The organism is Pseudomonas sp. CCI1.1 (assembly GCF_034348165.1).
GTDB classification, from domain to species: domain Bacteria; phylum Pseudomonadota; class Gammaproteobacteria; order Pseudomonadales; family Pseudomonadaceae; genus Aquipseudomonas; species Aquipseudomonas paracarnis.
In genome coordinates this window covers 3,040,591-3,058,503 of sequence record NZ_CP133780.1, presented here as the reverse complement: position 1 = coordinate 3,058,503, position 17,913 = coordinate 3,040,591, and the positions used below count along the sequence as shown (strand labels likewise).

The 17,913-nt window shown below is 59.4% G+C and carries 19 protein-coding genes; 5 read left to right on the top strand and 14 right to left on the bottom strand.

Annotated elements, in window-relative coordinates:
* Positions 1-34 precede the first annotated feature (34 nt).
* From RHM69_RS13690 to RHM69_RS13680, 3 genes are all read right to left on the bottom strand, one after another.
* Positions 35-1,054, bottom strand: a complete 1,020-nt coding sequence (locus tag RHM69_RS13690) for a transporter (protein WP_014719624.1) — start codon at positions 1,052-1,054, stop codon at positions 35-37.
* Between the two features lie 145 nt (positions 1,055-1,199).
* Entirely contained in the window at positions 1,200-1,505 is a 306-nt protein-coding gene (locus RHM69_RS13685) for a PepSY domain-containing protein (RefSeq protein ID WP_014719623.1), read from the bottom strand.
* Between the two features lie 94 nt (positions 1,506-1,599).
* On the bottom strand, positions 1,600-2,727 hold the full coding sequence (locus RHM69_RS13680; RefSeq protein ID WP_014719622.1) for a glycerophosphodiester phosphodiesterase: 1,128 nt from the start codon (positions 2,725-2,727) through the stop codon (positions 1,600-1,602).
* A 232-nt stretch (positions 2,728-2,959) separates the two neighbouring features.
* On the opposite strand from RHM69_RS13680, the gene RHM69_RS13675 reads away from it, so the two are divergent.
* Positions 2,960-3,283 (top strand): DUF2025 family protein, encoded by a 324-nt coding sequence (locus tag RHM69_RS13675; RefSeq protein WP_014719621.1) that lies wholly within the window; start codon positions 2,960-2,962, stop codon positions 3,281-3,283.
* A 130-nt stretch (positions 3,284-3,413) separates the two neighbouring features.
* Here the strand turns inward: RHM69_RS13675 and RHM69_RS13670 are convergent, their stop codons facing one another.
* Both RHM69_RS13670 and RHM69_RS13665 read right to left on the bottom strand, forming a co-directional pair.
* Positions 3,414-3,734: an antibiotic biosynthesis monooxygenase family protein gene (locus tag RHM69_RS13670; protein ID WP_019819298.1), complete on the bottom strand. Its 321-nt coding sequence runs from the start codon at positions 3,732-3,734 to the stop codon at positions 3,414-3,416.
* Complete coding sequence (locus tag RHM69_RS13665; RefSeq protein ID WP_014719619.1) at positions 3,731-4,438, bottom strand: CTP synthase; 708 nt, start codon at positions 4,436-4,438, stop codon at positions 3,731-3,733. Before RHM69_RS13665 ends, RHM69_RS13670 begins: the two co-directional genes overlap by 4 nt.
* 80 nt (positions 4,439-4,518) lie before the next feature.
* Here RHM69_RS13665 and RHM69_RS13660 point away from each other — a divergent pair, with 80 nt between their 5' ends.
* The gene (locus tag RHM69_RS13660) at positions 4,519-5,403 is read left to right on the top strand and encodes a LysR family transcriptional regulator (protein WP_014719618.1); all 885 of its coding nucleotides are present in this window, start codon (positions 4,519-4,521) and stop codon (positions 5,401-5,403) included.
* A 25-nt stretch (positions 5,404-5,428) separates the two neighbouring features.
* Here RHM69_RS13660 and RHM69_RS13655 read toward each other — a convergent pair whose 3' ends face one another.
* The 3 genes from RHM69_RS13655 to RHM69_RS13645 form a co-directional block, all read right to left on the bottom strand.
* On the bottom strand, positions 5,429-6,748 hold the full coding sequence (locus tag RHM69_RS13655; RefSeq protein WP_020303112.1) for a methyl-accepting chemotaxis protein: 1,320 nt from the start codon (positions 6,746-6,748) through the stop codon (positions 5,429-5,431).
* Between the two features lie 263 nt (positions 6,749-7,011).
* Positions 7,012-8,070, bottom strand: coding sequence for a diguanylate cyclase (locus tag RHM69_RS13650; RefSeq protein WP_200599604.1), 1,059 nt, complete (start codon positions 8,068-8,070; stop codon positions 7,012-7,014).
* Positions 8,071-8,256: 186 nt separating this feature from the next.
* Positions 8,257-8,886: a TetR/AcrR family transcriptional regulator gene (locus RHM69_RS13645; protein ID WP_014719615.1), complete on the bottom strand. Its 630-nt coding sequence runs from the start codon at positions 8,884-8,886 to the stop codon at positions 8,257-8,259.
* A gap of 122 nt (positions 8,887-9,008) precedes the next feature.
* On the opposite strand from RHM69_RS13645, the gene RHM69_RS13640 reads away from it, so the two are divergent.
* From RHM69_RS13640 to RHM69_RS13630, 3 genes are all read left to right on the top strand, one after another.
* A complete protein-coding gene (locus tag RHM69_RS13640; protein ID WP_014719614.1) occupies positions 9,009-10,067 on the top strand; it encodes an MBL fold metallo-hydrolase in 1,059 nt (352 codons plus the stop codon).
* A gap of 181 nt (positions 10,068-10,248) precedes the next feature.
* Positions 10,249-10,869, top strand: a complete 621-nt coding sequence (locus RHM69_RS13635; protein WP_224797016.1) for a hypothetical protein — start codon at positions 10,249-10,251, stop codon at positions 10,867-10,869.
* A 231-nt stretch (positions 10,870-11,100) separates the two neighbouring features.
* Complete coding sequence (locus RHM69_RS13630) at positions 11,101-12,546, top strand: amidase family protein (protein WP_032902795.1); 1,446 nt, start codon at positions 11,101-11,103, stop codon at positions 12,544-12,546.
* Between the two features lie 6 nt (positions 12,547-12,552).
* Here the strand turns inward: RHM69_RS13630 and RHM69_RS13625 are convergent, their stop codons facing one another.
* From RHM69_RS13625 to RHM69_RS13600, 6 genes are all read right to left on the bottom strand, one after another.
* Complete coding sequence (locus tag RHM69_RS13625; protein ID WP_014719611.1) at positions 12,553-12,909, bottom strand: transcriptional regulator; 357 nt, start codon at positions 12,907-12,909, stop codon at positions 12,553-12,555.
* A 90-nt stretch (positions 12,910-12,999) separates the two neighbouring features.
* Positions 13,000-13,950 (bottom strand): hypothetical protein, encoded by a 951-nt coding sequence (locus tag RHM69_RS13620; RefSeq protein ID WP_122300988.1) that lies wholly within the window; start codon positions 13,948-13,950, stop codon positions 13,000-13,002.
* 54 nt (positions 13,951-14,004) lie between these two features.
* On the bottom strand, positions 14,005-15,174 hold the full coding sequence (locus RHM69_RS13615; RefSeq protein ID WP_019819281.1) for an MFS transporter: 1,170 nt from the start codon (positions 15,172-15,174) through the stop codon (positions 14,005-14,007).
* A 163-nt stretch (positions 15,175-15,337) separates the two neighbouring features.
* Positions 15,338-16,159: an ABC transporter substrate-binding protein gene (locus RHM69_RS13610; RefSeq protein ID WP_020303106.1), complete on the bottom strand. Its 822-nt coding sequence runs from the start codon at positions 16,157-16,159 to the stop codon at positions 15,338-15,340.
* 25 nt (positions 16,160-16,184) lie between these two features.
* Entirely contained in the window at positions 16,185-16,949 is a 765-nt protein-coding gene (locus RHM69_RS13605; protein ID WP_200599608.1) for an amino acid ABC transporter ATP-binding protein, read from the bottom strand.
* Positions 16,950-16,973: 24 nt separating this feature from the next.
* Positions 16,974-17,852: an amino acid ABC transporter permease gene (locus RHM69_RS13600; protein WP_019819278.1), complete on the bottom strand. Its 879-nt coding sequence runs from the start codon at positions 17,850-17,852 to the stop codon at positions 16,974-16,976.
* Between the last annotated feature and the right edge of the window lie 61 nt (positions 17,853-17,913).

The window sequence follows — 17,913 nt, the reverse complement described above, 5'->3', positions numbered from 1 at the left end:
CGCAGGCAAGCCAGTTCCCACCTTTGGGCTTATTTCAATTTGAGAATTTGCGGAATGCCCACCGTCCAGCGATCAGGGTGAAGGTTGCGACCAAGGCCACCAGTATCCAGAAGCCTTCCGGATCCTGGGAAAGCGGCACCCCACCCACATTCATGCCAAAAAAGCCGGCAATGATATTGATCGGCAGCGCCAGCACCGTCACCACCGTGAGGGTAAACAGCGTGCGGTTGCTCTGTTCATTGAGGTTGGCGGCGATCTCTTCCTGCAACAGCTTGATGCGTTCGCCCAAGGCGGTCAGGTCGTTGATGATCAGCGCAAACTCCTCGGTGGATTTGCGTAACTCCTTCACGTCTTCCTTTTGCAGCCATTGCGGCGGGCGATTGAGCAGGCGCAGCAGCGAGCCCGGTTCCAGCGCCAGCAGGCGTTGCAGGCGCACCAGCACGCGGCGGGCGGCACCCAGTTCGGCGCGGTTGGTGGACAGGCGCGAAGACAACAGCTGATCTTCGATATGGTCGACGCTGATACTGGTCTTGCGCACGATCTGCGTCAGCACTTCGCCCTGGTCGCGCAGCAGGTGCACCAACAGCTCCAAGGGGGAGCGAAAGTGTTCGCCGGCCTTCACCGACGAGCGCAATTTATCCACCGAGTGCAAAGGCTGCAGGCGCGCGCTCACCAACAAGCGGCTGCGAGCGCACACCCATAGCGTGGAAATATCCGACGACACCATGCTGCTGAAGTTGAACACCACATCGTTGACCACTGCCAACAAGGCCGAGTCCACATGCTCGATGCGCGTGGAGCGTGAGCCCTCATGCAAGGCTTCAAAAAACTCTTCCGGCAGCGACAAATGCGCCTGCATCCAGCGCTCGCAGGCGGCGTGCGCCAGGTTCAGGTGCAGCCACAGGAATTCGTCCGGGTCTGGCGGGTGCTGTAAGGCGGCGAGGGCGGTGGCGGAATCAATTTGTTGGCCTTTCTCGCCGGGGCGAAAACGAAAACCGTAAAGCAGGCCAAACAGATCGGAATCTTGATGGCCGTGGTCGATGCTGTGGTTCATGGCGACTCGCAGAGAAAGGGCCTGTAGGACGTTTCACAGGTTCCTGAGCGAATCATTGCAAGGCGGTATGACGGTTATGTGACCGTTTGAGGCGCGCATAAAAAAACGCGCCACCCGAAGGTGGCGCGTTTTTTCAAGGTTCAACTCAGGTGTCTTGCTTGTTTTCCAGCACGGCACCGGTCTTGGCGTCGAGCTTCACATCCCATTTCTTGCCGGTGGTGTCGGTCAGGTCCACTTCGTAGACCAGCTTGCCAGCTTCGTGATCCAACTCGGTATCGTTGATGGTCGCGCCGGCATGTTGGGCGACGGCGGCGGCGTTAAGCTTTTCGAACGCCATCACTTCACCGGACTTGAGCAGGCTAGGAATCTGGTCCGGACGGACATCAGCCTGGGCCAGGCCGGCAGTCAAGGTCAGGGCAGTAGCAGCGAACAGGGCAGTCAAGGTTTTCATGGTGTGTGTCCTTCTTAGGTTGAGCTGTTTAAGTGGCGCCAGATTAACCGGCGCAACTTAACTCATCCTTAATGGCTCACTGACACTAACGCTTTTAGTACTTGTGGTCGTTGAGCAGGTCTTGCACGCTGGACGACGGCCAGCGCTTGTAGAACTTCAACAGCTCGGCGGCGCGGTTGGTGAAAATGCCATCGACGCCGGCCTTCATCACTTTCTCGAAGTCCACCGGCTCATCCACCGTATACACATGCACCAGCAGGCCCTTGTCGTGGGTCAGCTTGTTCATTTCAGGCTTCACCAGGTCGGTGTAGCTCTGGTCGCCGTGGTCGGTCAGCTCGGCCGACGGGCCGGTGCCGATGGCGCCGAGGCTTTTGGCTTCATCAACCCATTTTTCGAATTCGGCAGCGTCTTTAGGCTCTTGCTTGGCGTAGTAGGCGGCCTTGGTGGATTCGCCAGACTCGGCGAAGGTCACTTTGGATTTGGGCTCGATGCTGCCTTCACCCACCCACAACAGCAGGATTTTCGGAGTGTTGGGCATTTCCTTCTGCAGCTCTTTGAGGCTGGCGGTTTCGAAGGTTTGCAGCACCACGCGGCCCTTGCCTTGGCCGACACCGGTGTTGCTCTTGCCCAGTTTGGAGCCGGCGGAGCTCAGCCAGCCTTTGTCGAGCAGCTTGTTTTTCAGGTCGGCTTCGATACCGGGGAACTGCTTGGGCTCCTTGGTCTCGATGTACAGGCCGGGTTTGTGCGAGGGGTTGCCTTCGGCGATCTTGATGATGTCGTCCAGGCTCAGGATTTTCAGGCCAACGAAACCAGGGCGCGCGCGGTCCGGGTAGGCGGCGTTGAACCAGCTGCCGGCGTCGAGGGTTTGCAGTTCTTTCCAGGTGAACTCGTTGGCAGGCGCGTCTTTGCGCTCGGGGAACTTGGTGGCGACGTCGGTGGTGCGCTGCAGGTTGTTGTCGTGCAGGGCGAACAGCACGCCGTCCTTGCTACGTTGCAGGTCCAGTTCCAGGTAGTCGGCGCCCAGGTCGCGTGCAACCTTGTAGGCAGCGGCGGTGGATTCAGGCGCATCGTAGGAAGCACCACGGTGAGCGATCACGGCAGGGTAGGGAATGCCTTCGTTTGTCGCCAATTCGGCCGGGCTGACCGGCTCGGCAGCCTGTGCCTGGCCAAGGCCGAGCATCAACGCCAGCAGCAAGGCGCTTTTGGAAAACGTGACAGGCATATGCGAAGTCCTTTCGTGGAGGTAACTTTGAGAAGGTGTCCTTTTTAACAATTGATTGCGAACGGCGCTATCACCAAACCGACATTAACGTGCGCACCGGCCAATTTTGTCGACTTTTTTGCAGGGTGTTGCAGTATTCTTACGGGTAGCTGCCCCGCCAGAGGGCGGTATTTTCTGCCACGCGTGTAAACCATCTTTCCAGTCCCTGTGGGACTTTTCAGTGAGGTTTACCATGCGCATCACTTCCGAGCTTATCTGCCAGGCCGCCGACCAACTCCAGGGTTTTGTCGGCCTCAACCGCAAGACCGGCCAGTACATCGTACGATTCAGCGAAGACTCATTCGGCATGGACGTGGCCGATGACGGCATCATCCCCACGGCCGAGTTCGTCTGGCTGCCGGCCGCCGACCACACCATGACCCTGTGCCGAGCGCGCCTGCAGTTGTTGCTCGACCAGAATATCGACGAGCGCATCAACATCACCGAGCCGCTGCGTGTGTATATGCGCCGGGTAGAGATCCCGCAGATCAGCGCGTTGCGCAGTTTGGTGAGCTGAGCGTCCGCGATTGCTAACGATGACGAGCAAATGTGGGAGCTGGCTTGCCTGCGATAGTCTCACTGCGGTTTCACTGCATCACCGAGGTGTCTGCATCGCAGGCAAGCCAGCTCCCACCGGGTTCGGTGATTCAAGTGGAGAAGGTGTAGGCCCGCTCTACCTTGCACACCCGCGTGTGAAACGCCGCATACCAAGTGGCCCGCCCTTGCTCGCGCACCTGCCGATGCTCAGCCTGTTGTTTCCAGGCCAGGATCGCCGCCTCGCTGGCCCAGTAGGACACGGTGATCCCCAGCCCATCCTCCCGCGCCGATTCCACCCCAAGAAACCCCGGTTGTTGCCTGGCCAGTTCCAGCATGCGCGTGGCGGCCTCGCCATAACCCCGGTCGGCGTCGGTGCGCAGCGAGCTGAAAATTACCGCGTAATAAGGTGGGGCGGGTGTTTTGGCAATCATGCCGATACCTCCTGGCAGGCCTTGAGCAGCGCAATCACCAGCGGCGGCGTGATGCCCTTGAGTGCGGCGCGTTCGGGCTGGAACAGGGTGGCGACGAAGAACGGGTGGTCGAGCAGTTCCACCGCGCGCAGATCGCCCGCCGAATCGTGGCCGGTGGGAATCAGGTTGGCGTCCAGCAGGGCGTCGGCAAAGGTGGGGTTGATGCCGTAGCGGCAACGGTAACCCTCGTGGATGTCCAGGCTGCCGTAGGCCTGGGCAATGCGCGTGTACGCGGCCAGGCGCACGGTGTCGTTCACTTCCACCAGGGAGCAGTCCAGCGGCGTGATGACGGCGCGCTCAGCATCGGGCATTAATTCGCCGTGCTGGGCATCGGCCCAGCCGAGCACATGGCGGGCATATTCCAGCACGGCATGTTGAAAACCGCCGCAGGTACCGAGGAAAGGGCGACCTTGTTCGCGGGCAAAACGTATCGCGCGCAGGGCGCCGTCGACGTCGCGATAGGGGCTGCCGGGCACGCACCAGAAGCCGTCGAAGTCGCTCAGGGCAGAAGTGGAGGTAAGGGTGTCGGTGGCCAGCCATTGCACGTGGACGCTCAGGCCCAGAGCGTCGGCGGCCTGTTGCAGGGCCATGGGAATGGCTTGGTGGGCGGTCACATCAGGGTTGTAGTCACCGATCAGGGCAAGGTGCAGCGCGGGGGTTGGCATCGTGTACGTCCCATGGCTTGTGGTGGGTTGATACCCACTATAGATTGGCGCTCACGCAATCAGTATTGGCGTTTGCCCATATGTTCAATGCAGCTACGCACTATCAAATCGACTACGCCGACCTGTCATTGGTCCTGGCCCTGGTGCGCGGCGGTACCCTGGCACGGGCGGCGGCGCTGCTGCGGGTCGATGTGTCCACGGTGTTCCGTGCGGTGCGGCGGCTGGAGGCGGCGCTGGGTCAAACCCTGTTTGAAAAAAGCCGTGCCGGTTATTTGCCCACCAGCCTGGCGAGCAACCTGGCCCAACAGGCCGAGCGTGCCGAGCAGGCGCTGGAGGCGGCGCGCATTGGCGTGGAACAGGGCGGTGAAGTGATCAGCGGCACCGTGCGCCTGACCTGCACCGACTCAGTGTTGCAAGGCTTGCTGTTGCCGGCCCTCGCGCAGTTCATGCCGGCCTACCCGGCGTTGACCCTGGAACTGAGCACCTCCAATGACTTCGCCAACCTCAGCCGCCGCGATGCGGATATCGCCCTGCGCCTGACCACGGCGCCGCCGGAGCATCTTGTCGGACGTTGCCTGGGGGCGGTGGCGTATCAGGTGTGTGCCAGTGCCGACTATGCGCGCCTGCACCCAGACCATGAGTGGGCCGATCTGGCCTGGATCGCGCCGGACGATTTTTTACCCGATCACCCCACCGTCGCCTGGCGCCGTGAGTATTTGCCGGGCGTGCGTCTCCGTTATCGGTGCAACAGCATGCAGTCGGTGGCCGAATTAGTGCGCGCAGGGTTGGGCGTAGCGGCGCTGCCGGATTTTCTAGTCGGGAATGGCGTGCAACCGCTGGGCCCTGCGCTGGCAGGGCACGATACGGCGTTGTGGTTGTTGACGCGGCCTGATTGTCGGGCGTTGCGCTCGGTGGTGACGCTGTTTGATGAGTTGGGGCGGCATGTGCGCTGGCTGCGAAGTTAACCCTCAGACAGCCAGCGCCAAGGGTTCAGCGATTGCCCCGCTCATTGGCAAACGCGCTTACCGCTTGTACCGCCTCGCCGGTACCTTCGCGAATCTGCAGGATCACCGTGCCGGCCTGGTTGGCCAGTTCCACACCCTGGGCAGCGCGGTCGCGGGTGGCGTCCATGCTGTCGATGGCTTGGCGGGTTTCGTCCTGGATCATGGCGATCATGCCGGAGATTTCCGCGGTGGAGCCGCTGGTGCGCGCGGCCAGTTGCCGCACTTCATCGGCCACCACGGCAAAGCCACGTCCCTGCTCGCCGGCGCGGGCGGCTTCGATGGCGGCGTTGAGGGCCAGCAGGTTGGTCTGGTCGGCAATGCCGCGAATGGTGTTGACGATGGCGGTGATCTGTTGCGAGCGTTCGCCCAGCTTGGCGATCAGTTGCGAAGAGGTGTCGATATCCACGGCAATTTCACGCATGCCGCTGGCGGTCTTCTGAATCACCTCAGCGCCTTTTTCCGCCATCTCCTGGGTGTTCAACGACAGGTGATAAGCCTGGGCGGCGCTCTGTGCGTCAGCGGCATGCTGTAGCACGCGGGCGGTGACGTCCGAGGCGAACTTCACCACTTTGCACAAGCGCCCGCTGGCGTCGTAGACCGGGTTGTAGTTGGCTTCCAGCCACACGACTTGGCCGTGTTTATCCACCCGCTCGAACTGGCCATTGAACAGCTCGCCCTGGTTCAAGCGCTTCCAGAACTCGCTGTAGGCCGCACTGTTGGCCAGTTCGGCCGTGCAAAACAGGCGGTGATGCTTGCCCTGGATCTGCGCCAGGCTGTAGCCCATGCGCTGCAGGAAATTGCCGTTGGCGGTGATGATGGTGCCGTCGAGGTTGAACTCGATCATCGCCATGGCGCGGTCGATGGCTGCAAGCTTGGCGTTGGCTTCGCTCTCGGCTTGCAGGCGCGGGGTGACGTCCATGGCGTATTTCACCACTTTGATTACATTCCCCGCTTCATCCCGTACCGGGTTATAGCTGGCTTCCAGCCACACCGAGGCGCCGTTGCCGCCTACTCGTTCAAAGGTGCCCGACTGGAATTGGCCGTTGCGCAGGTGCGTCCATAACTGGTTGTAGTCCGCGCTGCGGGCGAACGCCGGGGTACAGAACATCCGATGGGGCTGCCCCAGGATCTGTTCGGCGCGGTAGCCCATGGTCTTGAAGAAGTTGTCATTGGCGCGCAGCACGGTACCTTGCAGGTCGAATTCGATCACGGCCATGGAGCGCTCGATGGCGTCCAGCAGGCTGGTCTGTTGGGCAAGGCTGTGTTGCAGGGTACTGATGGTTTTCTTGTGAGCGTGAAATAGCATGGTGGAGGGCTCGGGCATGCAAGCGTATGCGGGGTCCATGTATTTGCGCCTGACCCCGTAGGGCCCCTGGCCTTACGGTTGACTTGCTCATTGCCAGCTTCCTGGTGCTGACAGAGGGGGGTAGAACAACGGTCTCAGAGTGATCAATCGGCCTGGAAGTTCGCTCGTCAGGCAGGACTATTTTGGCCAGGCGACCAATGGCGGCATTATGCTATTGCAGCAGGTGGGCGGAGCAAGATTCGGACGAGGTGTCATCAGACAACTCAGGCTGAATGAACGACCGTGCATTCGCTGATCTTGACGCGGTTGCGGCCGCTGTTTTTGGCGGTGTACAACGCGCGATCCGCAGCATCGAGCCACATGACCGCGTCCTTGAAGGACGGGTGGAAATCCGCCAGGCCAATGCTCAGGCTGACGCGCAGGTCTGGGATTTGCGGATGCCGATAGTGACTGAAGGTTTCGCGTAGATGCTCCATTACCTGCGCAGCGGCTTGCAGGGGTATTTTCGGAAGCATCACACAGAACTCATCGCCGCCATAGCGGCCGGCCAGGTCTTCTTCGCGCAAGTGTTCGCGCAGCGCTTGGCTCAACTGGCGCAGCACCGCGTCACCCACGGTGTGGCCATGAACGTCATTGATGTGCTTGAAGTGGTCGATATCGATCAAAGCAATGGTCGCTTGGCCGTGTTGCTGTTGGCACTTGTGAAACTTGAGGTTCAGCAGGTCTTTCCAGGAACCATGGTTGAGCAGGCCGGTGAGGCTGTCGATGCGGCTCAGGGCGCTGAGGGCGCGTTTGTGTTGCGACAGTTTGATCGCCAACTGGTAACAGACCATGCCGATGGCCATCGGGTAGAGCGTCAGCATCGGCAGGCAGGTGTAGACCTCGGTGAGGCTGACGCTGGGGTCGAACTTGATGCCGAACAGGCCCCAGGCCACCGCGATACCGGCCGCCTGTGCCAGCAACCCGCGCAGGAACAGGCGTTTGCCACCGGCTGCGACGTTGTTCATGGCCATCATCGACAGAATAGTCACCGCTGTCAGTGGCGAAAACTGAGTGGCCGCGGCCCAGAATCCGCCCAGCACTGAGTCATACAGCAGGTTGCGTTGTTCGGCCTGGTAGGGAAATGGCGAGTGAGTGGAAATCAGGTACGCCACATGCGGCCAGGCAATGCCGTTGAACAGCAGCAACGCCCAGACCCAACCGGGCATCGACAAGGGATACAAAGCCCCGATTACGCTGATGCTACCGATACCCAGGCCGATAATCCTTGGCGTGTAGATACGCCTGGCAAATGAAAGCCCTTTGCCTCGTCTGTTTTCCATAGTGTCCTGGGTCAACTTTTTTGCGGGTGCAACAGCACGCGTCAGCGGGCAGAGCCGGTGGTCGGATAAGAAAGGTGGATTGTCGATTATTCCTGTGGGATTAATCAGTGTCCTTCCAGGCCATTTGCGCAAAACAGCGGGCAAAAACGCCATAAACGACCTTAAATGTCGCTCCTGCAACAGGGCTTACTGGGGCGTGCGCTGCGTGCTGGCTTCGTAGCCGGCGAGGAACAGGTCGATGGCCGATTCGATGACGTGGGCCTGGGTGGCAGGGTCGAGGGTGGGCTGGCCGAGGGTGATTTGCGGCCAGAATGCAAAGGCCTTGAGCAGGCTTTGGATCTGGTGGGCGGCGAACGCCGGGTCGGTGCCGGTGAGGCGGCCGTCTTCCTGGGCGGCGCGCACCCATTGGGTAAAGCCTTCTTCCCGCGCACTGAGGCGGTTGACCATGTCTTGCGCGCGCTCCGGCGAATGGATAGTGGCAGCAATGGCCACGCGTGCCAGGTCGAGGAAGTTGGCGTCTGACATCATCTGCATTTTCGCTTCCAGCAACGTGCGTAGTTGGTCGCGCAGTGGGCGGTCACTGGTGTAGATCACGTCCAGTTGGGCAACGCTGCTGGCCCACAGTTGGTGGAGGATCTCGGCGAACAGTTCTTCCTTGCTGGGGAAGTGGTTGTACACGGTGCGCTTGGAAACGCCAGCGCTGGCGGCGATCTTGTCCATGCTGGTGACCTCGAAGCCGTGCTCGCGAAATTCGGCAATCGCCGCCGCCACGATGGCTTCGCGTTTACGCTCGGTGAGGCGTTTGGGGGCAGTCATGGAAGGCATTCGACTCAACAATGAAATTACACCGGGCAGTTTACTTGCTCGGGATTTTGTTGCAATCTAGAAACTACACTGTGCAGTGTAATACTTGAGCGGACCGCAGGAGTCACTTTGTCATGGCTACGATTTCAACCCGTCTCGACCCTGCGCCCTCGGCGCCCAAGCCTGCCGAGCAGGGCCTGGGGCACTTCAGCAACGACACGCCGGTGCAGCACGGTGGCTTGGGCAAGACCCTGCGCATTTTCTGGAACATGCTATTCAACAAGCCGCGAACGACACGGCCGGTGGGGCAGATTCCGGTACAGCCACTGACCCGCGAGCAGTTATTGGCCGCCCCTGATCACAGCGTGTATCGCCTCGGCCATTCAACCGTGCTGCTGAAAATGCGCGGTAAATTCTGGGTCACCGACCCGGTGTTTGCCGAACGCGCCTCGCCATTGCGTTGGGCCGGCCCCAAGCGTTTTCATCAGCCGCCTATCAGTCTTGAAGAGCTGCCTGCGCTGGAAGCGGTGATCCTTTCCCACAATCATTACGACCATCTCGACCGCAAAGCGGTGGTCCAATTGGCCGAAAAGACCCGCTACTTCCTGGCGCCCCTGGGCGTGGGCGACACACTGGTCAAATGGGGCGTGGATGCCAGCAAAGTCCGCCAGTTGCAATGGTGGCAGGGCACCGAGGTCGATGGCGTTCGTTTTGTCTGCACGCCGGCCCAGCACTTTTCCGGGCGCGGCCTGTTTGATGGCAACCAGACCCTGTGGTGCTCCTGGGTGATGATCGACGACACGCGGCGTATCTTTTTTAGTGGCGATACGGGCTATTTCGACGGTTTCAAACGCATCGGCGAGCAATACGGGCCGTTTGACCTGACCCTGATGGAAACCGGCGCTTACAATGTCGATTGGCCCCATGTGCACATGCAGCCGGAGCAGACACTACAGGCGCATATCGACCTTAAAGGGCGCTGGCTGCTGCCGATTCACAATGGCACCTTCGACCTGGCCTTCCACGCCTGGCATGAGCCCTTCGACCGCATCATGGCCCTGGCCTGGGAGCGCAATGTTTCGATCACCACTCCGGCGATGGGCCAGGCTTTTCGCTTGAACCAGCCTGAGCGTGGGCATGCCTGGTGGCTGGAAGTGGAACCTCAATCGGTCAACGAACACGCAGCAGGCTGAGCCAAAGGCCCGTTGGAAAAGAGCTTTTCAGCGAATTTCAGCCCTGCGACAAAGGCCAAGAGAGAGTGCGATGATCCCCCGGGAATTTTATCTCCGGGAGGATGTTTCGATGGACAGCCATTGTAAGAAACTTTGGAAGATGGGTTTGCCGTGTGCGTCAGCTCAACCGCTGGCATCGCTAATGAACGCCGTCGACGTTCCCGCTTTACCCCCCGGTGCCGCTCCCCCTTCTATTGTCTTTGGCACCGAGCAACGTGCCGGCGCTACGCCCATACCTGGGTATAACGCCTTGGCTCCCCATATACGGCCGGTGCGCGATCCCGCGCTATCGCTGATCGCCATCAGCGGCGTTGACCCTACCGAACCGGTGATGGTGGAGGTACCGCTGGTATTGAATAACACCACCTTCACCGCCTCGCTGCCGCTGACGGGATATCGTATCGGCTATGCCGAGCATTATGTGCAGGGCAAGCAGGTTGAACGGGTCGCACGCAGTGCGGCCTTGAACCGAGTCTTCGACACCCTGCGCCAGGCTGGTGCGCAATGCGTGGCAGTGGATATGCAGCGCAGCGGTGATTGTGAGCAGGCTTGTCATGAAATCGACGAGCTGGTGGTAGGTCTTCGCCTTGATGCCTTGGTGTCAGAGGATCCCGAAGCCGCCTTTCATCACGCCTGTAAAAGCGGCTACCCCAGTATGTGTGAAACCCTGGAAGACGGCTCCAAGGTCTGGTTTTACGGTGCGCGCTGGGCGGGTGATCGCTTGGCGGCACTGGTACGAGCTTACCGCGTGCTGCGGCCGTAGGTATTGATGCCTACATCGGGCTGCGAAGGGTAGGACGCAGTGGCAGGATTCGCCTGAAATAGTGGTGGGTGGTCGGCTCTTAGACTGGTGCGGCGCTATCGACCGATAGCTCTCACACTCAGTCAAACAGAGGGGCACTTCATGATCGGACCAGTTTCGGCAGGTGGATGGGCCACGGGCCTGCTTCAGGAGCTTTCAAACCCGGTGCAAGGTTTCAAGAGTGCCTGCCAGATGTCAGCGGAGATGGCCCAAGGAGGCGGCGTCACCTCAGAGTCACTGTTGAAGGACTCGCTCAAACAAATTGCCAATATTGATCGTGGGCTACAGGGCGGCAATGCGTTTTTGGAAACCAACCCGGATGCCATGAGGGAGGCGAAGGCCCGCGATCAGGAACGTGCCAATGGCCGCGTACGCGGGTACTTGCATGGCGTGCCGATAGCGCTCAAGGATGTCTTTGAAACCAATGACCGCATGCAGACCAGTGCAGGCTCCAAGGCGTTGGTGGGTGCGCCTGCCGCCCGGAATGCCAAGGTCGTCGACAATTTGCTGAAAGCTGGCGTGGTGATTGTAGGCAAAACCAATATGAGTGAGCTGTCCAACTTTCGCTCACTCAAATCGGCGGATGGCTGGAGCTCCCGAGGTGGCCAGACGTTGAACCCACATCGACTCGGAGGGACGGTGGCCGGCTCGAGTTCAGGTTCGGCCGTGGCGGTCGCCCAGGGGCATGTGCCCGTGGCACTGGGGTTGGAAACCAACGGATCAATCATCAGCCCCGCAGCCTACAACGGTGTGTTTGGCCTGAAAACAACGACGGGCCTGGTCAGTACCGAAGGCGTCATGACCAGCACCCGCATGGACGCGGTGGGGACCTTCACCCGCAATATCTGTGATGCGGCAGAAGCACTCAATGCAATGACCGAGACCAACGTCTACACCGAGGGCCTGCACGCTGATGCCTTGAAGGGTAAGCGTATTGGCTATACCCCTTTGCCTGAATTGTCCGCAGAGGAGTCCAAAGACCCGGCCAAGCGCGCAGACCGCAAGCACTATGAGGCGGCGCTCGAAGTGATGAAGGCCCAGGGTGCAATTCTAGTGCCCTTGGAGCGGTTGGACGCCGGTGTCCCCGATGAAGCCTATGAGGGTTATAACGAGGCGATATTCTCGGAGGTCAAGCAACAACTGGAAGACTATTTGGCTGGGCGGGAAGGCTTGCCCGTCAAGTCACTTGCTGAGCTGATTGCTTTTATCAAACGCACGCAGAAACCTGATGAGCCTGACCAGAAATTGCTGGAAATGATCAATGAGCTGGAGACCACGCCGCAAAAGCGCGAGGTATTGTGGGAAGCCATCCTTCCTGTATTTCAGAAGACCATTGATGGCCCCCTGAAGGAGCACAAGCTCGACGCCATGGTGTCGAATTTTCTGACCCACAACTATTTCTATAGTGCAGCCGCCGGGTACCCCGGTATATCTGTTCCATCAGGCATGGATGATGAAGGCATGCCCACGGCAATATACGTGTATGGCTCCGGCAAGAGTGAAGCCACCTTGCTGTCAGTAGCCCATGGTTATGAGCAAGCCTCGCAGGCCATTCAAGAACCGGCTTTTCTCCCAGGTGCTCCTTCTACGCAAACACCAGACAGTCCAGATAAAACGGTTGAGGCCACCAACGGCTGAGTTGAGTCAGCCTCGGCTGGTTGCCACGGTTGAACCCATCAATTGAGAGATAAGGCTTTGTGCAGAAGGTTGCGCCGCCGGGGTATCGAACCGGCGCGCACTCATCCCCCACCCCGGTGCGAACCCCGGGAAAAACACCAGCCCTTCGGCCTCCAGGCGAAACGCCAGGATCAAACGGGTTTCATCGTCCACGTCGCCGTGGTCTTCCAATTGTTCAATGGCTTGCACCGCCACGCCAGCCTGGCGAGCCAGCGCTTCGCGGCTCCAGCCCAGCATGACGCGCGCCTGCGCGCAGTGTTTGGCGGTGAATTGATGCAGGACGATCTGTTGTTCTACGAAAGAACTCATTGCCAGAGAGGACATGGGGTTTCTCCAGGTTCGACAGGGGAGGTGCAACTATACTGTGTTTTTGTACAGTTGTTTCTACCGCTCATCCACTGGCGTTGCAACCCCTTATGATTCCAGCCCCGGTGCCTCACGAATAATCAGGTGATCCAGATTCTCGATCCTGGCGCTGAATACCCCGAACGTCTGCTCGGGGTTTTTCTGGCTGGGCACCTGCACAAGCTGCGGCGTGACCCCATAGAAAAAGCAATACAGCGACCGTTCACTGCTGGCCGCCGCCTTGATCTGCTCCAGGAATGCCGTGCGCTTGCGGTAGTTTTCGATGAGCTTTTTGCTCAGGTAGACGTTCACCGAATAAGGCTTCCTGTCGAGCCACACCTTCTTTTCGAAGTCGATGCGAAAACTGCTGGTGTAGTCCTTGATGGTCTTGATCTTGCCCCAGTAAATCAAACCCTGGTTGTCTTGCAGGTATTCGATCTTCTTGAAGAATGCCCAGTAGGTCGCCGCGTGCTCACCGATCTTCAAAGGCATGGCCTTGAGCTTGTCCTTGTCATCGATGTTGGACACGTAGCACTCCACCGGGTGTGCGAATACGCTGGTTTTGTCCGGGATCGAGTCATTGCTGCCAGAAGAGGTGGTAGCGCGGTTTGCGGGCGCTTTCGTCGGCTCCTGAAGGACGCTTCCAGCGGTGCCGACTACCGGCGTTTTAGGCTCGTACAGTCGCCGCGTCAGCACAAATTCCGATGGGAAATTTTCCTCACGCTCGTCGTCATTTTCACCCGTCGCAGGTTTATGGCTGCCGGCATAGCGGCAGCCGTCGATATGCCGCGTGCCGGGTTTGTTCTTGAAGTGCGGCGTGCGCAGGTAGTTGACGTTCTTGGCGTTGAAAGTGCTCAACGCATTGGTGCTATCGAACGCCGCGCGGCAGGCGTCGTTGGGGCACAGGAAGCTGTCCTTGTCGGAATCGAACGCGGTGGTTTCGTCGAAATTCAGGTCTCGTATGTCATAGATCGACACCTTGTCGTCGAGACTCAGGCTGTAGGCCGTGTCGAATTTCATGGGGCTCGGGTCCTTCAGAGGTTTGGCTATTAATAGCCGGATCTTGCGTAAATATCAGCAAGAACCTGCCACGCGTCGCCCGCTCAAGAAACACAGGGTGCCGCCCATGGCCGTGAGTGCGGCCAAGGCAAAGAACATGCTGGTGGGCGCCGCATTGATCAGCAGATAGCCGCAAATCACCGGGCTCATGGCCCCGCCAAACGCGGCCAGGTTCTGTGCCCCGTAATAACTGCCCCGTAGTGCATCCGGCGCGATGGTGTCGATAAACAGGAACTCTGAGGGATAGATGATCATCTCGCCCAAGGTGAACACAAACATCGCTAGGCACCAGGTCAGCAGACTGTGCGCCTGGCTGAAGCCGACCAACCCGACAATAAACAGCAGGGTGCCCAGCACGATCCAATGGCGCAATTGCTCGCGCTTGAGAAATCGGCCGATTTGGTACTGCATCAAAATCACGGTGATGGCGTTGCAGGCGAGCACCGCAGACAGAATTTTCAGTGCTTGGTCGGGGGTGTAGGCCACCAGCAAAAACTGCGACAGATAAAGGGTGTAGCGCCCATGGACGATGGTGCTCAACAGGCTGCCGCTGGTGAAGAGGATCAGCGTGCGGTCGCTGCGCAAGATGCGCAGGGTGCTGAGGAAACTCTGAGGCTTATGACTGTCGTCGCGCTGGGTCGGCGCAATGCCGATCATCAGGAACAGGCTGCCAAAGGCAATGGCGCTGGCGATCAAAAACGGTGCCCACGGCAATTGGCCGGCAATCACTACGCCCAACATCGGGCCCGTGGCATAGCCGACATTGGTCAGGGTGTAGCGCAGGGAAAACACCTTGGCGCGCTCACCCACCGGCAGGTTCTCGCTGATGATCGCCTTGGAGCCGATCAGGAACAGCGCCGACGCGGCTTCAGTCACAACAAGGGTCAGCGTAGTGAGGTAGAGGTTGCTGGCAAAGGTCAGCAACAAAAAACCGATGGAACTGGAGAGCATGGCCAGGATCAGCAGTTTGCGCTTTTCCAGGCGATCGATGATGTAGCCGCCATACAACCCCATGAGCGTGGCGATGAACACCGCGACCCCCATCAGCAGGCCGATGTCCTGCTGGTTGAGGCCCAGGCGTGTGCTCAGCCAAAGGGCCAGCAATGGGCTGGTCATGGCACGGCTGACCACGATGGTCACCGAGCAGATCATCAGGCGACGGATTACCAGGGAGTAGGTGGCCACGGTGGGGTGGGCTCCTTGTGATTCTTACCTACACGACTCAGATCACCAGCGAACGCAGATTGAGTGTGGGAGCTGGCTTGCCTGCGATAGCGGAGTAACAGCCAACATTGTTTTAGCTGACCCACCGTTATCGCAGGCAAGCCAGCTCCCACATTCGATGGCGTTATTGGCCAGAGTTGATGGTGATTTTTTCTACCGCACCTTGTTCCAGATCCCACTTCTTCAGGATCTTGCCGTAAGTCCCATCATCAATCATGCCCTGCAACGCCTCACTGATCGCCGTGACCAACTCGGTATTGCTCTTCTCAATCCCAAGCCCGGTGAATTGCTTGGAAATCGCCAGCCCCACCGGCTTGTACTTGCCCTTGTCCAGCGACATCAAATAAGGAATGGTCTCGCTGCCCTGCATCGCCGCATCCAGGCGGTTCTGCTGCAACTGCGCCCGCGCATCCGCCGAGCCTTCGGTGCCGATCACCACGATTGCCGGCTTACCTGCCGCCTCGCAGTTTGCCTTGCTCCAGGCGGTAATTTCCGACGGCCAGGTGGTGCGGCGGCTGGTGCCGACTTTTTTACCGCACAGGTCGGTCAATTCCTTGATCTCTTCGCGCTTGGCCAGGGTGTACAGCTGCGGGCCGCTGGTGAAGTAGTCGATGAAGGTCACGGCTTTCTGGCGCTCGGCGGTGTCGGTCATGCCTGACAGCACGATGTCGACGCGCTTGGTGGTCAGACCGCTGAGCATTTGTTCGAAGCCGGTTTCCTGCCATTTGATCTTCACGCCCAGTCGCTCGGCCAGGGCGTTGCCCAGGTCGAAATCAAAGCCGGTGAGTGTGTTGGTGGCCGGGTCCTTGAAGTCCATCGGCGGGTAGTTCGGCACGATGGCCGCGCTGATCTCACCCTTGTCCTTGATGGCTTGCGGCAAGGCCGCGAATACACATGAGGAGGCAATCAGGCCTGCAAGCAAGGTAGGGATAAACATCTTCTTCATGGGGGCGTTCTCGTTAGTTTTTTAGTTAAGTGCGAACGGCAGAAATAAAGCTTTGGGTACGCGGGTTTTGTGGGCTTATTAGAATGTCTTCCGGGCTGCCGGCTTCCACAATCTGGCCGGCGTCCATAAACACCATGCGGTTGGACACTTCGCGAGCGAAGCCCAATTCATGGGTGACCACGATCATGGTCATGCCGGTGGTGGCCAAATCGCGCATCACCGACAACACTTCGCCTACCAGCTCCGGGTCGAGGGCTGATGTGGGTTCGTCAAACAGCATCAACTTGGGGCGCATCGCCAAGGCACGGGCGATTGCCACACGCTGTTGCTGGCCACCGGACAACTCCACCGGGTAAGCATTGCGCTTGTCCGCCAGGCCAACGCGGGCCAGCAGTTCCAGCGCGCCTTCGATGGCTTCCTTGGGCGAGCGCTTGAGCACCTGGCACGGGCCTTCGATGATGTTTTGCAACACGGTCATGTGCGGGAACAAATTGAAACGCTGGAACACCATGCCGGTGGCCAGGCGCTGGCGGGCGATCTGCGCTTCGTTCATCTCGTGCAGCTTGTTGCCGACTACCCGATAACCGACCAGTTCGCCGTCGACCCACAGGCCGCCCTTGTCGATCTTTTCCAGCTGGTTGACGCAACGCAGCAGGGTACTTTTGCCCGAGCCGGACGGGCCGATGATGCACATCACCTCGCCTTGCTCGACCTCGATATTGATGTCACGCAGGGCGTGATACTGGTCGTAATACTTGTTCAGGTTGACAGCCTTGACGATGCTTCTCATGGGGCAAATCTCCTCAACCCAGGCTTACGAACGCTTGCCGGCGCCGCGGGCAAAACGACGCTCGAGGCGGCTTTGACCAAATGAAAGAACAGTCACCACCGCCAGGTACCAGATGCCCGCCACAATCAGCAGCTCCATCACCCGGGCGTTGGCGTAGTAGATGTTTTGCGCGTTGTGCAGCAGTTCCGAGTACTGGATGACACTGGCCAGGCTGGTCATTTTCACCATGCTGATGAACTCGTTGCCTACGGGCGGGATGATCACGCGCATGGCCTGCGGCAGAATGATCCTGCGCAGCGCCTGCAGGCTCGGCATGCCGATGGACTTGGCCGCCTCGTATTGGCCGGTGTCCACCGACAGCAAGCCGGCACGCACCACTTCAGCGGTGTAGGCGCCCTGGTTGATGCTCAAGCCGAGCAGGGCGGCTACGAAGGGCGTCATCAGGTCGACGGTGTCGATGCTGAACAGGCCCGGAATCGCGATCACCGGGAAGATCAACGCCAGGTTGAACCACAGCAACAATTGCAAAATCAGCGGTGTACCGCGAAACAACCAGGTGTAGGTGATGGCCACGTAACGCAGGATCGGGTTGGCCGACATGCGCATGATCGCCGTGATCACGCCGATCACCACGCCCAATGCCATCGCCAGGATCGACATGACGATGGTGTTCACCAGGCCCCAGAGGATGGCTTGCGACGTAAGGAACTGGCCAATGTAGGACCATTCGATCTGGCCATTGGCAAACGCGCGCAACAGCGCAGCCAACACAATCACGATCAACGTGGCAAAAAACATCCGCCCGTAATACCGCCGCGGCACATGCTCGTACTGCGTGATATCGAACTGGTTTTCAGACAACTTGCGCTCGGCTTCCAAGCGCTCGGCCGGGGTTTGATTCATGTTGCTACTCCAAAACTAATGACGCTCTAACCGATGTACACGGTGTTACGGTTGAAACCCG

Excerpts from the sequence above, each read along its gene's own strand:
- RHM69_RS13690 (WP_014719624.1), bottom strand. The coding sequence starts at position 1,054 with ATGAACCACAGCATCGACCACGGCCATCAAGATTCCGATCTGTTTGGC.
- RHM69_RS13685 (WP_014719623.1), bottom strand. The coding sequence starts at position 1,505 with ATGAAAACCTTGACTGCCCTGTTCGCTGCTACTGCCCTGACCTTGACT.
- RHM69_RS13680 (WP_014719622.1), bottom strand. The coding sequence starts at position 2,727 with ATGCCTGTCACGTTTTCCAAAAGCGCCTTGCTGCTGGCGTTGATGCTC.
- RHM69_RS13675 (WP_014719621.1), top strand. The coding sequence starts at position 2,960 with ATGCGCATCACTTCCGAGCTTATCTGCCAGGCCGCCGACCAACTCCAG.
- RHM69_RS13670 (WP_019819298.1), bottom strand. The coding sequence starts at position 3,734 with ATGATTGCCAAAACACCCGCCCCACCTTATTACGCGGTAATTTTCAGC.
- RHM69_RS13665 (WP_014719619.1), bottom strand. The coding sequence starts at position 4,438 with ATGCCAACCCCCGCGCTGCACCTTGCCCTGATCGGTGACTACAACCCT.
- RHM69_RS13660 (WP_014719618.1), top strand. The coding sequence starts at position 4,519 with ATGTTCAATGCAGCTACGCACTATCAAATCGACTACGCCGACCTGTCA.
- RHM69_RS13655 (WP_020303112.1), bottom strand. The coding sequence starts at position 6,748 with ATGCTATTTCACGCTCACAAGAAAACCATCAGTACCCTGCAACACAGC.
- RHM69_RS13650 (WP_200599604.1), bottom strand. The coding sequence starts at position 8,070 with ATGGAAAACAGACGAGGCAAAGGGCTTTCATTTGCCAGGCGTATCTAC.
- RHM69_RS13645 (WP_014719615.1), bottom strand. The coding sequence starts at position 8,886 with ATGACTGCCCCCAAACGCCTCACCGAGCGTAAACGCGAAGCCATCGTG.
- RHM69_RS13640 (WP_014719614.1), top strand. The coding sequence starts at position 9,009 with ATGGCTACGATTTCAACCCGTCTCGACCCTGCGCCCTCGGCGCCCAAG.
- RHM69_RS13635 (WP_224797016.1), top strand. The coding sequence starts at position 10,249 with ATGAACGCCGTCGACGTTCCCGCTTTACCCCCCGGTGCCGCTCCCCCT.
- RHM69_RS13630 (WP_032902795.1), top strand. The coding sequence starts at position 11,101 with ATGTCAGCGGAGATGGCCCAAGGAGGCGGCGTCACCTCAGAGTCACTG.
- RHM69_RS13625 (WP_014719611.1), bottom strand. The coding sequence starts at position 12,909 with ATGTCCTCTCTGGCAATGAGTTCTTTCGTAGAACAACAGATCGTCCTG.
- RHM69_RS13620 (WP_122300988.1), bottom strand. The coding sequence starts at position 13,950 with ATGAAATTCGACACGGCCTACAGCCTGAGTCTCGACGACAAGGTGTCG.
- RHM69_RS13610 (WP_020303106.1), bottom strand. The coding sequence starts at position 16,159 with ATGAAGAAGATGTTTATCCCTACCTTGCTTGCAGGCCTGATTGCCTCC.
- RHM69_RS13605 (WP_200599608.1), bottom strand. The coding sequence starts at position 16,949 with ATGAGAAGCATCGTCAAGGCTGTCAACCTGAACAAGTATTACGACCAG.
- RHM69_RS13600 (WP_019819278.1), bottom strand. The coding sequence starts at position 17,852 with ATGAATCAAACCCCGGCCGAGCGCTTGGAAGCCGAGCGCAAGTTGTCT.